We start from the raw sequence: 15,290 nt of genomic DNA, 5'->3' as shown, positions 1-15,290 counted from the left end.
GTGAAAAATGAAAGCGGTACATTTCGGAGCAGGGAACATCGGCAGAGGGCTTATTGGACAAATTCTACATCAGAATGGATTCGATCTATGTTTTATTGATACGAATCCTGAACTGATCCATCAATTAAATCAAGATAAGGGTTATACTATCGAAATTATTGATGAAATGAACAGGAGTGATTTCATTGATCATGTTGTGGCACTGAATAGTTTATCCGAGCTAGAAGAGGTGATTACAGCAACAAAAAATGCAGATATCTTAACAACATCTGTTGGCGCAATAAATTTAGTAAAAATTGCACCGATCATTGCGCAAGCCTTAAGTAAGCGATTTGAACAAAAGCATAGCATCAATATCGTAGCTAATGAAAATGTGATAAATGCAAGTGATGTGTTGAAAAAAGAAATTTATTCTTTGCTGTCAGAAAAAGAACAAGAGAATTTTGATGAATATGCATATTTTGTGAATACGGCAATCGATCGACAATCTTTAGGAAAAGTTCTTGGAGGAAAAATGATCTCTGTTGTCGAACCTTATTATGAATGGATAATGGATCGACAGCAGTTAGATCCAACTACATCTTTTGATATGAAAAATGTAAATTTGGTTGATGATATGGAGCCTTACATTGAGCGAAAGCTTTATATCGTTAATGCTGCTCATGCGGCAGTAGCTTATTTAGGCGCACTGAAAGGATATAAGACGATTCAAGAAGCAATCCAAAATATGGAGATTTTCAATCTAGTCAAGCAATTTTTAATGGAGAATATAGAGTACTTTGTACAAAAATATCATTTTTCTAGAGAAGAATTAACATCTTTTGTGGAAAAAACATTAAACCGTCATGGGAATCAGAAACTCTCCGATGAAATTACTCGTGTAGGAAGTTCCCCTATTCGAAAATTAGGCCCTAATGATCGTTTAATTGCTCCCATAGTAAAACTAGATTCATATCATTTACCTTACGATGCAGGAATAAAAGTAATTGCTGCTGGATATCATTATCGGAATCTTGCTGATCCAGAAGCTGAACAACTACGTCGAATGATTGTAAATGATGGGTTGAAAGCAACGATTAAAAAGATTTCTCGTTTGGAAGGTAAGCTGCTGAATGAAGTTGTCGCTGCTTATGAGTCCCAGATTTAGAGGAGGAGAATATGCTAAAAGAACAATTGTCAGGAAATACAATGTTTATGGATGCGATCGATTCATGGCAAGAGGCAATCCGAGTAAGTGCGCGTCCTTTGATAGGAAAGGGAATAATAGAGGAAAGCTATGTACAAGCGATGATACAAAATGTGTTGGATAACGGAAATTATATTATATTACTGCCACTAGTAGCAATGCCTCATGCGCGTCCAGAATTTGGGAGCAAAGGGGTCGGGATGAGCTTTTTATGTTTAGATAAGCCAGTCATGTTCCCAAGTGAAGAACCAGTAAAATTCTTCTTTACCTTTTCTTCTGATTCGCCAAAGGGACATTTAGACTTAATGGCCAATCTTGGAGAATTGCTGAGTGATGAAAAATGTATCAAAAGTTATTCGATGTGAAGACAGAAAAAGCATTGTTAGATTTGATAAAGAAGTAAAGGAGAGAAGAAAATGGAGGTAGCAAACAAAAAAAAACGAGTCTCCATACGAGCTAAAGTTCAAGCGATTGGCGGTTTCTTAACAAATATGGTATTGCCAAATATAGGCGCATTTATTGCATGGGGAATTGTTACTGCATTATTCATTCCAACCGGGTGGTTCCCAAATGAATCTCTGAATGAACTCGTAAGTCCGACAGTCAGCTATCTATTGCCCTTACTACTTGCCTATACTGGTGGTCGGATGGTTGGTGGTACACGTGGAGCTGTTTTAGGTACAATCGGAACAATAGGTTTGATTATTGGTGCTGACATACCAATGTTCATGGGAGCAATGATTATGGGGCCACTTGGTGGGTGGATGATGAAAAAAACAGATAATTTTTTAGATGGGAAAGTTCCTGCTGGTTTTGAAATGGTCGTCAATAATTTTTCTATAGGAATTATTGGTTTCATACTGATGTGCCTTTCTTATCTGGTAGTTGGACCAATAATCCAATCAGCTAATCAATTTGTAACGAGTGCAATTGAAGCATTAGTTTCAACTGGTTTTTTACCGATACTGTCCTTAATCAACGAACCGGCAAAAGTCTTATTTTTAAATAATGTTATTGACCAAGGTGTTTATTATCCATTAGGTATGCAACAAACATTAGAGGCAGGCAGATCAATTTATTTCATGGTAGCATCAAATCCTGGCCCTGGCTTAGGACTATTGTTAGCTTATTCTTTATTTGGTAAAAAGGCAGCAAAACAGACAGCACCAGGTGCAATCATCATCCATTTTTTCGGCGGAATACATGAGATTTATTTTCCATATGTATTAATGAAACCACTCACTATATTATCTATGATTGCTGGTGGAATGACAGGAATCATCACTTTTGAATTATTTGATGCGGGCCTGGTAGCAGGTCCAAGTCCAGGTTCTATTTTTTCTTATTTAGCTCTAACGCCTCGGGGAAATTTTTTGGGTGTCATGGCGGGAGTGGTCACAGCAACACTGGTTTCCTTTTTTGTAACATCAGTAATTTTAAAAGCAGATAAATCAACAGATGAAGACAGAAATTTTGAACTATCAGTTCAAAAATCGAAAACGATGAAATCAGAAGGAAGAAAATTATTAAAAGAAGAAAATGCTAGAGAAATATGTACCGAGAAAAAAGAGATGAATAAAATTTCCTTTGCTTGTGATGCAGGAATGGGAAGCAGCGCAATGGGCGCAACAATATTCAAGAAAAAATTGCAAAAAGCAGGTATTACTGATGTTGAGATAAAAAATTATCGAATTGAAGAGGTACCAGAAGATAGTGATTTGGTGATCGTACATCAAGATTTGGAGGAACGGACTAGAAAAGCACATCCTAACATGAAAATTGTGACATTAAAGAATTATTTGCAAGATCCAGTAATCAATGGATTAGCAGAAGAAATCATTGGATTAAAAACAGAAGACTAATTTATGGGAATTTTTGATTAACCTTTATTAATATTATTTTGCCTAATATAAAAAGGTTGTGACATGGCTTGTGTCGCAACCTTTTTTTGTCGCACAAATAATTAATCGGATATTTTATGTTCATATTTTTTGTGATCAACGAGAACTGATGGGGCAAAGATACATTTTAGATACTTTTAACTGTTAATTTACAAAACAAGGTGAAACGAATAGAAAAATGAAAAAATCGATACGGAAGAATATGTTTGATTAAAACATGCATGAAGAGAAGGAGGTTGATGATACATGAAAAAAATATATTCAAAGGAAATCGATTGTTTTAGAGGCATTGCTGTTTTAGCAGTGATATTTTATCATTTGCCAAATAGTTTGCTGCCAGGCGGATTGCAAGGAGTAACGATCTTTTTTGTGGTTTCTGGTTTTTTAATGGTATTATTTGTCAAATTAAGCGAGACAAAACTTTCCATTTACGTAACTCAAAAAAACTTCTAATGGTGTTTGGTAATTTAGTGATTTTCTAGGGATATGGTTTCTTTTGGACGCAACGGATGAGATGAATCCTTGATTGACTTGGTTGAATTCCATTTCTTTTGGTAGTCCATCTTTTCGGAGGAGTCCGTTTGAATGTTCATTTAATCCCCGTTGGGAAGGCGTTCCTGGGTCTGCGAAATAAATATCAATATCATTCGTATTACTAATACTTTTCCAATTAGAGAATTCTTTTCCACAATCAAAGGTAATTGATTTGAAAAGATTTTTGGGTACGGATTGAAGCCATTCATTAATCGAATTTTCAATATCAACTGCCTTACGGCCTTCTGGTTTCAAGGCGATAATGGCTTTTGAAAGTCGCTCAACGAGTGTGATGACGGCACTTTTATGGTGGATGCCGACAATCGTATCACCCTCTAAATGTCCAAATTCTTCTTCGAAAACGACATAATCTTTTTTACGTTCAGAAATATTTCTTTTGAATGCCTGTTTTCCACGTTTTTCCTTATAACCATTTGGTTTTCGTTTTCCTTGCATCGGTAAATGTAAAACATTGAATTCTCCCGTCTTAAACCGGCGATAGAGGGTACTTACTGAACAAGAGAAGGTTCGCTCTGCACGGCCAATAATGACGTCTGGGGTCCAACCTTCAGTTGATCTTTTTGCAATGTATTCTTTTTCCTCAGCAGGAAAAATGATTTCGGTTCTCCCACAACGTCGCTTATTTTCTTTGTATTGTTCAAAGTATTCAAGTGCTGTTCCACCACATTTGAGAAAGTTATAGACATTGTAAATTGTTTGGCGTCCACGTTTAAGCTGCTTCGCAACGATAGCAACCGGAGTTTCTTGATGAAAATATGCTTCTATCATTACAAGCTCGTTTGGTGTAAGATGGGTATAAGTCATTTATGTTCACTCTCCTTGTATGCTTTAGCGGGTATTACAATTTGAGTGTAACATAAATGGCTTTTTTATTTGTCTCGCTTAATTATACAAACGGCGTAATATAAAAAATTAAGCAAATAATAGACTAAAAAATAACTATGTGAGATAATAAACATAGAAAAAAGCTTCAGATACTCCCTCACCCTAGAGTCTTTCCCCAAAAAGATAAGTATCTGAAGCTTTTTTCTTTTTATGACTTGGAAATAATAGCATAAAATAATATATTTTACAAAGAATAAGTACAATCTAGTTTTTTGCTATTAAATGTGTAATAATTAATGTGCCATCACAACAAAGAATGAAAACCATTATTATCTAGTCTATGTCCATTCTTTTTGTTTGCAGTAGTTGTGATGGCTTCTCGTACCTTTAGCTCAATTGGTTAGAGCAGACGGCTCATAACCGTCCGGTCGTAGGTTGAGTCCTACAGGGTACATATAGTAATTAAGTTAGTTCTGTGTTAAAATTATTTAGAAGAGTATTTATGTAAATAAAAGCTTTCTTCAGCCACCTTCGGGTGGTTATTTTTTTATACACAATCTTATGTCTATTTCCTTCATAAGTTATGATGACATCTGTTCAGAGCTACTCGAAAGAATAGTTTTTTAGTATTGATTTTTTATAGGATGAGATTATAATAATAGTCGTAATAGCTGATGAATCAATTTCCCAATCTTTTTACGCATTTAAACAGCGAAGCGTCTTCGGACGCTTCTTTTTTGTACTACAATCAATATTTATATTTGGATTACCTCCAGATAGTTTCTTTGTATAAAAAAACGACTCATAATGAGTCGTTTAATAGATCAGAGTAATAAGTCATTGATTTCTTTAAATTCTTTATCAAGTTCTTTTTCATCATATTTTTCATATTTATCAGCTTCATGAAGAACTTTTTTAATTTCATGAATAGCCTTTCGTTCAACTAACCATTTTTTTAGGTTATGTTTTTTTTCTGGATTTTCAGATAACGTATCAAGTTCGTCTAACTCTTTATCCAGTTTATTGACAACAGAAACAATTTTGTTTACAACTTTTTCTTCTTTGTTTTCTAAATTTGACATTTATCTTCACGTCCTTTTTATTTGATAATTTAAGTATAGAACTTTGATATAGTTTATACAAATAAAAACGCTTCTTTGTGTATTCTGTGCTTTTCTTTTGGAATGAGGAAAACTTTGGAGTAATATGAACGTGGACAGAAAAATATTTAGGAGGAATAAACTATGTGTACGTCTATTACTTATGTAACAAGTGATCATTATTTTGGAAGGAATTTTGATTATGAAATATCTTACAATGAAGTAGTCACTATTACTCCAAGAAATTATAAGTTGAATTTTCGAAAGGTAAATGATTTGGATACTCATTATGCAATGATTGGTATTGCCGCTGGTATAGCTGACTACCCTCTTTATTACGATGCGACAAATGAAAAAGGATTGAGTATGGCTGGACTAAATTTTTCTGGGTATGCTGATTATAAAGAAATACAAGAAGGGAAAGACAATGTATCTCCTTTTGAATTTATTCCTTGGATTTTAGGACAATGCTCAACAGTAGGAGAAGCTAAAAAATTGTTAAAAAATATCAATTTAGCAAATATAAATTATAGTGACGAACTTCCTTTATCCCCTTTACATTGGCTATTAGCTGATAAAGAAAAATCAATTGTCATTGAAAGTATGAAAGATGGACTTCATATATATGATAACCCTGTGGGCGTTCTTACCAATAATCCTTCATTTGACTATCAATTATTTAATTTAAACAATTATCGTGTCTTATCGAGTGAAACTCCTAAAAATAATTTTTCAAATCAAATAAGTTTGAATGCCTATAGCCGCGGTATGGGAGGGATAGGCTTGCCTGGAGATTTATCCTCAGTATCTCGTTTTGTTAAAGCGACTTTTACGAAGCTGAATTCTGTATCTGGAGATTCAGAGTCAGAAAGTATTAGTCAATTTTTCCATATCTTAGGTTCAGTAGAACAACAAAAAGGTTTGTGTGATGTTGGTGATGGAAAATATGAATATACAATTTATTCTTCTTGTTGTAATGTTGACAAAGGAATCTATTATTATCGAACATATGAAGACAGTCAAATTACTGCAATTGATATGAATAAAGAAGACTTAGATAGTCATAAGTTAATTAGTTATCCAATTATAGAAAAACAACAAATTAAATATATAAATTAGTTAGTGTGTTGTGATTGATTATTTAATATAGATATAATACAAAAAGGCAAAGATATTTTCAAAACATTTTTTCTTGATGTGATATCCTTGTCTTTTTTGTAATGTTTTTAACTTATTGCTTTTGCAAAATTTATTTACCTGTTTTCTGGATCAACGATAGTGTATATTATGCTATCCTTGTTTGGATTTTAGGACGTTTAAAGAGGCACTTTTTTACATAACTTAATCCATAGACCTTTTAAGCATGCTGTGAGATAATAATAAAGAAGAGTTTAAAGCGCACCCCAAACCACTTCCCCATAAGTGTATTACGCTTTAAACTCTTTTATATTTGAATTCACTAAGAAGCATACCATATTTTTGAAAAAAAGTGAGAAAAAAGGCTTATAATTAGGATTTAGAGTAATTAATTAGATGTTTATTTTATAGGACTGATACTATAGATTACAAATAGTATCGTATTTCGCAATCTTAAAATTATCTTCTTACTATGAATAAGATAATAAAATTTGTATTTGTCCTTTTTAGGTAACTTATTTTAATCTATATACCTTTCTGGATCAACGAAAGTATACTTTATATAATCATAACGTCGATGATCGCTCCGTGCGTCTGGCACGTCAGTCACGATATCAAACAAAAAATACACATCTTTCTTCATTCTAGTTTTCGCAGCAGGGATTTTAAAGTAGTTTTTATTGGAATAGTAGAGATTGATTAATAAGCTATCTTCGATTGCTAAGAAGAAAACTTCTGAATTCCATACTTTATAAAAATCTTTGATAAATCTATTCGAAGGGTCAAATTTAAACCATAATTGCGTCTCATTAAAAAGCATAACCATTACTCCGATCTATTTTTAAACTTAGTTTCTACCTCTAATATATATCGAGTTTTTATTTTGCCTTCAGAGAATACTGTTTCTTTTTTTGCAGTTACAGGTTGGTTATTTTCGGAAAAAGCTAATATAGCTAAGATTGAAACATCCATCTGGAATTTATCTTTTTTGCTGCTTTTCTCATAAAAGTCTGCATATTCGTCACTGATATTTTTTCTAATAAATTCTTCCATCATAAAAATCACCTCAAAACGATTATACGAACTTACGTTCTTATTGTAAAGCGATATTTGAGGGGCAAAAAGGGGGCAAAAATGCGTTTACCTTTGATATATCTCAGATTGAACATAGTGTTTATTTTATGTCGGTATTGTTGATTTATAGCTGTTTTGAGGGTGTTAGATACATAATAGAATATAGTGGTTTTGTTTACGTGCATTACACGGAAAAGCTGCTCGTATCAAAGAAATCCGTCGTTAATCATTGTTATCAGACTGAGAAAGAACCCTTGGTATTCAAGGGTTCTTTTTTCTTAGCATGTAATTTGAACACCCTGATCCAGTTTTTTTCTTTAATTATTGGTAGGGGAGAATAATGGATTAGAATAAATCTACCTATAAGTAGTAGTAAAAAAAAGAGCACTATGATAATATCTTTCTTAAGAGTAACCGCTTTAATAAAAAATCCAGAATATTCTAACATAAATGGAGTATTCTTAGAATCAAAAGGAGAAAGAAGATGATTTATACTTATACGGAGAAAGAGAAGATGAAAGTTTTGGAGACATTCATGAATGATGGAAAAGTAAAACAAGTACCAAGTTCAACAAAAAAGAAATACATCCTATTGAAAGAAGTCTTGAAACGCTTTGACCATGGAGTGATTTATACAGAAACAGAGGTTAATTCGATACTGCTGAACGTATTTTCTAGTGGCGATTATGTCGAACAAAGACGTTATCTAATCACATTCGGCTTTTTCAAAAGAAGTTCAGACGGTCGGGCATATCAGATGATGGGAATTGAAAATTAGAAGTTTTAATTTATACTCATTGAAAAAAGTTCAAGTATGCGATATTGGTTCTACACCGCATACTTGAACTTTTTTTGTCATCTGTATCTATAATACAAAGCCAAGAACGTTATTCAAAATATGGATAGCTATGATAAAAGCTAATGAGCGATTCGCAGTTAAATAAGCAATCGTCAGTAAAATCGTTCCAGGAGCGTACATGAAAAAATCAATTGGATGCGTTACATGAATAAATGTAAATAGAAAAATAGAAATCAAAGAAGACAAAATTAAACCAATAGATTGAGAAAGCCAATTAATTAAAAGATGACGAAAAATAAGTTCTTCTAAAATCGGACCAAAGAAAGCAAAAACAATCAAAGTCAAAAATAGCGGCGTTTGTTTTCCTAATTGCAATAAATATCCCTGATTGGCTGATTGGTTAGTAGGACCTAAAATGTATTGCATGAAGACGTCTACTAAAAAGATCAAGCCTACCCAAAAAAATATACTAGCAATCCTCAGCCAAGTTTTTTCTTTGAAGTAAGAAAAACTTTCTATGATCTCTTTACGAAACAAAATGATACCAATAATAGAAGGAATACATAAGTTAACCGCGAACACAACAAACTCTGAATGTATTAAATCACTGTTCGTTACCATAGATAATAAGGCTAATGGAAGGATCCCTAATTGAAATCCTATGAATAGAAAATAAAGAATGAATAAAGATAATTCTCTTTTATTTGTACGAATAAATACCAAAACGTACCTCCTAAAATTAGATTTTGGACAGATGCCCTTTAAAAAGATAACAAGATTTCGTTCTTGAAACAATATATATGCTTTTATTCCAATGAGGTTGTGAAAACAGTATTTTGTCCTGAGCGTTAGAAAATTGAAAATGGGGAATAGCAACTCGTACTTTACCATTTTTTAAGTGAATACAAGATCAGCTAATTGAACACCGTTTATTCGTGATGAGGGACACAACACTGCAGTCGACACATTTCTCTTTTATGTTCAAAGATAGCAAATATTTAAAACAAAGAAAAATAGTAGATAATCCCGTCCTAACTCTTTTATTCTTCCCTCCTAGCTTCCAAATTTAAGCAATACTTCAATTAATCAAGTTTTATCTTTTTTTTTCAATAATCGTAAAAAAAGAGTATTTTTTATTTAAAAATAAAATCTTTGTATTAAAGGACAAGACTAAAATAACCTTAGAATAAAAAGAGAAAAAAAGCCCCAAACTTTCTATACATCAATAAAATAATAAAAATTAAATTTAGAATAACGTGTAAAGGATTATTTGATGATTTTTTATTGAGAGGAGGGATGAAAATGATTAAGAAAACTCAAAATAAAATCCAACGTATATGTCAAAAACATTTTGTTTCTAGACTCAAAGCTGTATCTAAAAGAAAATACTTACATCCCATTATGATTTCGATCATCTTGATTTTTACTTTCTTAGGGAGCTTATCAAGTATTTATGTAAACGTTTATACAGAAACGTCAAATTTTGCTAACCAAACGATAGAGGAGACAAATAGTCCACCCGCTTCTGAAGTACAGTCAACAGAAAGTACCAAACAGTCTAGCAACAACGAGACAACCTCAACCACATCCTCGACTCAACTGATTGATCCGACAGAAAAAGAAATCACAGCAGCAAAAGCAGCAGGGGAGAAAGCTTATTCAGAAACAGGTAGAAGCCAGACATTTAGCGCTGTTGCGGCCACTGCGAATTTCAACGGACATACCATACCAGATGGATATACAGTGATATATGCCAAAGATGGAGTCATTGTTGCGGTTAACGGATCGATGAGTGCGGATAAAACTGCGTTACAAGGCGTAACCAAAGCAATCGCTTTTATTGATAACCGTCCAGATATCCATAATCTGTTTATTGGCTCCACAGTAAATGGTACTACTATCACATTCCCAAAAAGTATCTATATGGGGGTGGCTACCGCTGGAAATACGATCGATTCAGTTACACCCAATGCGGATAAAAGTTATTCTTTTACACCCTCAACATGGGGAGGGCTTCCTGCCGGAGGAGGTATGAGTACTTTTTCAATCGGTATACAGTTAGCAAATGATATTCCATTCACAGGGTACTCGATCAAAAATGGGCAGATCGTTGATGGTAAGGGGAATGTTTCAAATTTCCCAACCTATCAAGCAGCGACGGTTCAGGTCAATGCGAATCGGACAGGAACTTTTTCTTATACAGTCAATGGTGGAGCAGCAAAAATCGGAACGTACGGGACTACATTATCTGGAATCCATGTGGGTGACAAAGTGGTTATCACTCCAACAGCAGTAACGGGCTATTCTTTTACACAAACAAACGGTTCTCTCACAGCTCTAGCAAGTAACGTCAATACGGTGACCTATACAGGTAAACAAGCACCAATCACTATTAAGTACCAAGACTATTTTGGACAGACGATTGCTCCTCCTAAAATGATGAATATTACTTACGGAAGTGCCGCACAAGACCTGACGACTAATACGCCTACTATCAGCGGATATACCTTTACAGCTGTTTCAGCGACAGAAACAAAGAACCAATCAGCAATGAGTGTTTCAGCTAGTTTAGATACAAATGGAAATGTAATCGTAAAGGACGCAAATGGAAAACAGATTTCTGAAGTCATCCTATATTATAAGACAAATGCAACAGTATCAATCAATGCAAATGGCAGTAAGTACTATGATGGTCTTTCTGTTGTACCGATCGTTAAATATACCTTTAATGATAAAACAGAATCAACATCCCTTTTAAACAATGATCTCAGTATTGATCAAATCACATGGAATCCAACTGATTTCAAAGCGATGAATGAAAAGGGAGTTGAAGTAACTGCGCCTACTGAAATTGGAACCTATACGTCTTGGCAATTGACAAAAAGCGGACTAGCTAAACTAGCTGCCAGAACAAACTATTTATTTACTATCGTGCAGACATCTGATGTCTATACGATTAAGCAAATCAGCGGTGCGGTAGAGCTCGGTGGCAGTAAGACATATGATGGAAAAGCAGGTGTCCCGTCAATCCATGTCAAGCTAGCAGAGGGTGTCACTAGTTCGCTTACTCCAGTACAAGTGGCACTTAGCAGTATGGATTACACAGTAGATGCACAATCAGCAAAAAATATGATTAATGCTGGCAGCTATACAATTAAACTAACGAATAGCGGAATAGACAAAGTCAAAGCAGCAAATCCCAAGTTGTCATTTACTGATATAGCCAACATATCAGGAACTTATACCATCTATAAAGCTAACGCAGTGATTACTGTCGATGACGCTGCTTTTAATTATGATGCCCAAAGTCACTCGATTCCGGTTGGAAATGTCCACGTTACCGGTGTTGTCTTAGGCGAATCATTGGATTATACCCTAACAGTTAACAGCCGGACAGATATTGGATCACAAATAGTAACGATTAGTTTAGGCGAAGGAACTGTAAACAATAATTATACGATTATCGCAACAGATACCGCTAAGTTGACGATCAATCCGACTCTCTTGCTTCCTTCGACAGGCGGGATAGGTCTACTGCCCTTTGTCTTTTTAGGACTGATCTTTATTTTTTCTGGCTTCTTTTATTTTATCCATCGTAAGAAAAAAGCAGGTGAACAGCGATGAAAAAAACAAAAAATGTACGTGTGGATATATTTGCTGTTCTCTTTTTTATCCTACTGGTCTTTTTTATAGGTTCTCCGACTGTGTCAGCTAGAGAATTACCTATTACATTTACTTTGCATAATCGAATGTTTGAAAGCGATAAGATGCCAAGTATCAGTCAAAACGACGGAATAAATATCCCAGATAACTTTCAAGGAGTAAAAGGGTTGAACGGCGTTACTTTCGCTATATATGATGTCTCGGATGAATTTTACAAGCTGCGGTCAGAAGGAAGTAGTGTGGAAGACGCACAAAGAAAACTAGCACAAAAAAGTGATAGTGAAAAAATACTGGCAGAAAATGTGACAAAAACAGTAGACGGGGAAGAGGGCATTGCTTCTTTTAGTGCATCGGACAAAGATGAGCAAGGTCGTGACGCTGTTTACCGATTTGCGGAAATAAAGACTTCAGATCAAGTAAAAGAAAAATCAGCACCATTTGTCGTTGTGCTTCCTGTGACAGATTCATCTAATCATAAATTGACGACCATCCACTTGTATCCAAAGAGTGAACAAAAAATACCTGCTGCACTCACATTAACAAAAACAGTAGAGAATAAGCACACAGATTTTGCAGATGGGGATAAAGTCCCTTATCTCATCACCGTAACAATTACTGAGAACATCAACGAGATAGGAACCTATACGATCAAAGATACAGCTGATCCTCAGTTATGGCTAGAACCAGAAACGATCGATTTTTTGATTGGTGGAGACAAGATTCATACATTTCACACACAAAAAACAAAACATGGTTTTGTCTTATCAGATTCTGGAAAAGATCTCAGTTCGTTTGCTGGGAAAAAATTAACGATCCGTTACCAAATGACATTGAAAGAAAACAGTGAAAAAACGACATTTGATAACGATGTACGTTTGACGACTGACAATCAAACAGTAGAAACACATCTTGCCATCCAAACAGGAGGCAAACAATTTGTCAAAGTGGATCGGCAAACGAAACAAAGACTAGCAGATGCTCAATTTCTAGTCAAAAAAAATGACCAATACTTAGCGCAAGAAAACGGGATAAATCATTGGGTACCCAAAGATGATTCAAGAGCAACGATTTTTACTTCCAGTAAAGATGGAACATTTTCTGTCCATGGATTGTCTTTTGGAAGTTACGAACTAGTGGAGATTAAACCGCCTAAAGGATATATATTGAGTCAATCAACCATTCCCTTTGAAGTTGAAAAAGGCAGTTATGATCCGCTTCATCCTATACCATTGGAAATCATCAACGAACCAAAAGCAAATCCGACGAATAATGGAAAAACGCCAGTTCAGATGCAGACAAATGGTCCATCAGATGAAAAAAATGGAGGAAGCTTTCCAAAAACAAGCGAAGAGATGCTTGGAGGTTTCTCAATTTTAGGGTTGTTGCTAGTCCTTTCAACAGGGACAGCTTGGTTTTATAAAAAACAACAAAAAGGAAACAATAGGAGGGAAATAAAATGAAAAACATCAAAACAAAAATATGGACGTTTTTAGGAACTGCTATCATGCTGCTTCCTTTCGTTCTCGGCCTAGGAACTGCAGAGGTTTCTGCAGCCGTATCACCTACACCAGAAAATGTTACGGTTAATTTGCATAAATTGAAATTCACGTCAGCACCAGAAAATCAAATAAACAACGGAACGGAATTGACATTTCCGAATAGCGAACCGTTGAACGGCGTTGAATTCAACGTATATGACATCACTGCTACGTACTATCCAAGTAAAGACACAGCAGTTCCAGCAGACGCTACACCCTTCGCAAGTGTAACGACTTCTGGTGAAGGATTAGCTAACCTGACTCTTCCAGGTAAATCTGATGGGAAAGATGCTGTATACGTCTTTGTAGAAACACCAAAGCCTGGTGTCGAAACGTCGCCAAATATCGTGTTAAGCTTACCCTTTTATAACCCGAATTCATCAGACCCTGACAAACCTTTAGACACGATTCATCTATATGCTAAAAATGTCATCAAAGAAAGCAATATCAAAATCCAGAAAACTGGGAACTTTTCAGGGGTAGATAAGTTAGCAGGGGCGCAATTCCAGATCAAAAATTCAGAGAATCAATTCGTGACCGGTTTTGATGAAAACACTGGTGTTGCTCTCTATGATCCTGCTGAGTCAGCGTTGACATTCACAACTGATACTGAAGGATCCATCAGTGTCAATGGGTTACTAGACGGCAATTATACTTTAGTTGAAACAAAAGCACCAGATGGTTATCAATTAACCGATCCACAAAAAGAAACTACTTTTATAGTAAAAAACGGAAAATTGCAACAAACAACCGGAATCATCCATGGGGCAGATCAAGCAAATCTTGGGAATCCAACCGGTGTAGTCAATCGGGAAAATACAACTACAGATAACACGATTACTGTAGAAAACGTCCAAAAATACGGTGATTTCCACTTCATCAAACAAGACGTGAATACACAAGAAAAATTAGGAGGGGCAGAATTTTCTATTCTAAGAGCAAAAGATCCAACCGTTAAATTGATGAAGAAAATAGCAAACCTTGTCTCAGGAGAATACCTATATGCTTGGTCAAGTGAAGTCTCAGGTTCTGACTGGGAAGAAGTGAAATTGATTTCTGATTCAGAAGGGAAATTTTCAATCGAAGGACTGAAACAAGGAACGTACTGCCTACAAGAAATAAAAGCACCAAAAGGCTATGCGTTACCTAAGAATGAAGCAGCGTACACTGAATTTACAGTAGATGATGATCCAACAACTTCTGATAAAACAACGATTGATAACCAGCCTAAAGGAATCTTGCCTTCAACTGGTGGTACAGGGATCATCGCGTTCATCTTAGCAGGTATTTCTTTAACGGGAGGAGCAGTAATCTACTTCAAAAAACGTCATCAAGAAATAGAAGCATAAACTATTGGAAACAAAAATCATACGATAATAAACGACAGTGAATCAGATGGGGAGAAAGGTTGTGACAGAAGTGGTCGTTCTCTTGGTATTAAGTCAAATTTATGGAAAAATGTGAGGAACTATTTTTCCGTTTGCTTCTCTAATACTCAGGTCAAGACGCTGA

The 15,290-nt window shown here is 35.0% G+C and carries 12 protein-coding genes, 1 tRNA gene and 2 pseudogenes; 10 read left to right on the top strand and 5 right to left on the bottom strand.

From position 1 onward, the window contains the following. Positions 1-7: 7 nt before the first annotated feature. From IGL15_RS09135 to IGL15_RS09120, 4 genes and pseudogenes are all read left to right on the top strand, one after another. Positions 8-1,147: a mannitol-1-phosphate 5-dehydrogenase gene (locus IGL15_RS09135; protein ID WP_002330245.1), complete on the top strand. Its 1,140-nt coding sequence runs from the start codon at positions 8-10 to the stop codon at positions 1,145-1,147. A gap of 11 nt (positions 1,148-1,158) precedes the next feature. Next, positions 1,159-1,589 (top strand): annotated as a pseudogene (locus IGL15_RS09130) (PTS sugar transporter subunit IIA). A gap of 13 nt (positions 1,590-1,602) precedes the next feature. Beyond that, the gene (locus IGL15_RS09125) at positions 1,603-3,048 is read left to right on the top strand and encodes a PTS mannitol transporter subunit IICB (RefSeq protein ID WP_002330244.1); all 1,446 of its coding nucleotides are present in this window, start codon (positions 1,603-1,605) and stop codon (positions 3,046-3,048) included. A 285-nt stretch (positions 3,049-3,333) separates the two neighbouring features. Further along, positions 3,334-3,477 (top strand): annotated as a pseudogene (locus tag IGL15_RS09120) (acyltransferase family protein); the annotation flags it as partial. Positions 3,478-3,492: 15 nt separating this feature from the next. On the opposite strand, the gene IGL15_RS09115 reads toward IGL15_RS09120, so the two are convergent. Continuing rightward, a complete protein-coding gene (locus IGL15_RS09115) occupies positions 3,493-4,446 on the bottom strand; it encodes an IS30 family transposase (protein WP_002286097.1) in 954 nt (317 codons plus the stop codon). 402 nt (positions 4,447-4,848) lie between these two features. Here IGL15_RS09115 and IGL15_RS09110 point away from each other — a divergent pair. Next, positions 4,849-4,921 (top strand) — tRNA-Ile (locus IGL15_RS09110). Positions 4,922-5,291: 370 nt separating this feature from the next. Here the strand turns inward: IGL15_RS09110 and IGL15_RS09105 are convergent. Continuing rightward, positions 5,292-5,549, bottom strand: a complete 258-nt coding sequence (locus tag IGL15_RS09105; protein ID WP_002295273.1) for a hypothetical protein — start codon at positions 5,547-5,549, stop codon at positions 5,292-5,294. 162 nt (positions 5,550-5,711) lie between these two features. On the opposite strand from IGL15_RS09105, the gene bsh reads away from it, so the two are divergent. Beyond that, complete coding sequence (bsh, locus tag IGL15_RS09100; RefSeq protein ID WP_002295271.1) at positions 5,712-6,686, top strand: choloylglycine hydrolase; 975 nt, start codon at positions 5,712-5,714, stop codon at positions 6,684-6,686. A 538-nt stretch (positions 6,687-7,224) separates the two neighbouring features. Here the strand turns inward: bsh and IGL15_RS09095 are convergent. Together IGL15_RS09095 and IGL15_RS09090 are read right to left on the bottom strand one after the other, a co-directional pair. After that, positions 7,225-7,524 carry a DUF5960 family protein gene (locus IGL15_RS09095; RefSeq protein ID WP_181045232.1) on the bottom strand — a complete coding sequence of 100 codons (300 nt, stop codon included), beginning with the start codon at positions 7,522-7,524 and terminating at the stop codon, positions 7,225-7,227. Positions 7,525-7,529: 5 nt separating this feature from the next. Beyond that, positions 7,530-7,760, bottom strand: coding sequence for a hypothetical protein (locus IGL15_RS09090; RefSeq protein ID WP_002293960.1), 231 nt, complete (start codon positions 7,758-7,760; stop codon positions 7,530-7,532). Positions 7,761-8,262: 502 nt separating this feature from the next. Between IGL15_RS09090 and IGL15_RS09085 the strand changes: the two genes are divergently transcribed. Next, entirely contained in the window at positions 8,263-8,556 is a 294-nt protein-coding gene (locus tag IGL15_RS09085; protein WP_002332518.1) for a DUF2087 domain-containing protein, read from the top strand. A gap of 87 nt (positions 8,557-8,643) precedes the next feature. On the opposite strand, the gene IGL15_RS09080 is transcribed toward IGL15_RS09085, so the two are convergent. Beyond that, on the bottom strand, positions 8,644-9,300 hold the full coding sequence (locus IGL15_RS09080; protein WP_002306282.1) for a CPBP family intramembrane glutamic endopeptidase: 657 nt from the start codon (positions 9,298-9,300) through the stop codon (positions 8,644-8,646). A 573-nt stretch (positions 9,301-9,873) separates the two neighbouring features. Between IGL15_RS09080 and IGL15_RS09075 the strand changes: the two genes are divergently transcribed. The 3 genes from IGL15_RS09075 to IGL15_RS09065 are packed head-to-tail and all read left to right on the top strand — an operon-like array spanning position 9,874 to position 15,127. Then, positions 9,874-12,201 carry an MBG domain-containing protein gene (locus IGL15_RS09075; RefSeq protein ID WP_104765592.1) on the top strand — a complete coding sequence of 776 codons (2,328 nt, stop codon included), beginning with the start codon at positions 9,874-9,876 and terminating at the stop codon, positions 12,199-12,201. Next, positions 12,198-13,700 carry a SpaH/EbpB family LPXTG-anchored major pilin gene (locus tag IGL15_RS09070; RefSeq protein WP_086319011.1) on the top strand — a complete coding sequence of 501 codons (1,503 nt, stop codon included), beginning with the start codon at positions 12,198-12,200 and terminating at the stop codon, positions 13,698-13,700. Before IGL15_RS09075 ends, IGL15_RS09070 begins: the two co-directional genes overlap by 4 nt. Further along, complete coding sequence (locus IGL15_RS09065; RefSeq protein WP_181045233.1) at positions 13,697-15,127, top strand: SpaH/EbpB family LPXTG-anchored major pilin; 1,431 nt, start codon at positions 13,697-13,699, stop codon at positions 15,125-15,127. Before IGL15_RS09070 ends, IGL15_RS09065 begins: the two co-directional genes overlap by 4 nt. Positions 15,128-15,290: the final 163 nt, after the last annotated feature.

The sequence above is a fragment of the Enterococcus sp. DIV0436a genome (assembly GCF_051711605.1).
In the GTDB taxonomy this organism is placed as follows: domain Bacteria; phylum Bacillota; class Bacilli; order Lactobacillales; family Enterococcaceae; genus Enterococcus_B; species Enterococcus_B faecium.
Note: the sequence above shows the minus strand (reverse complement) of the source record. Positions and strands in the feature narration are given on the sequence as shown.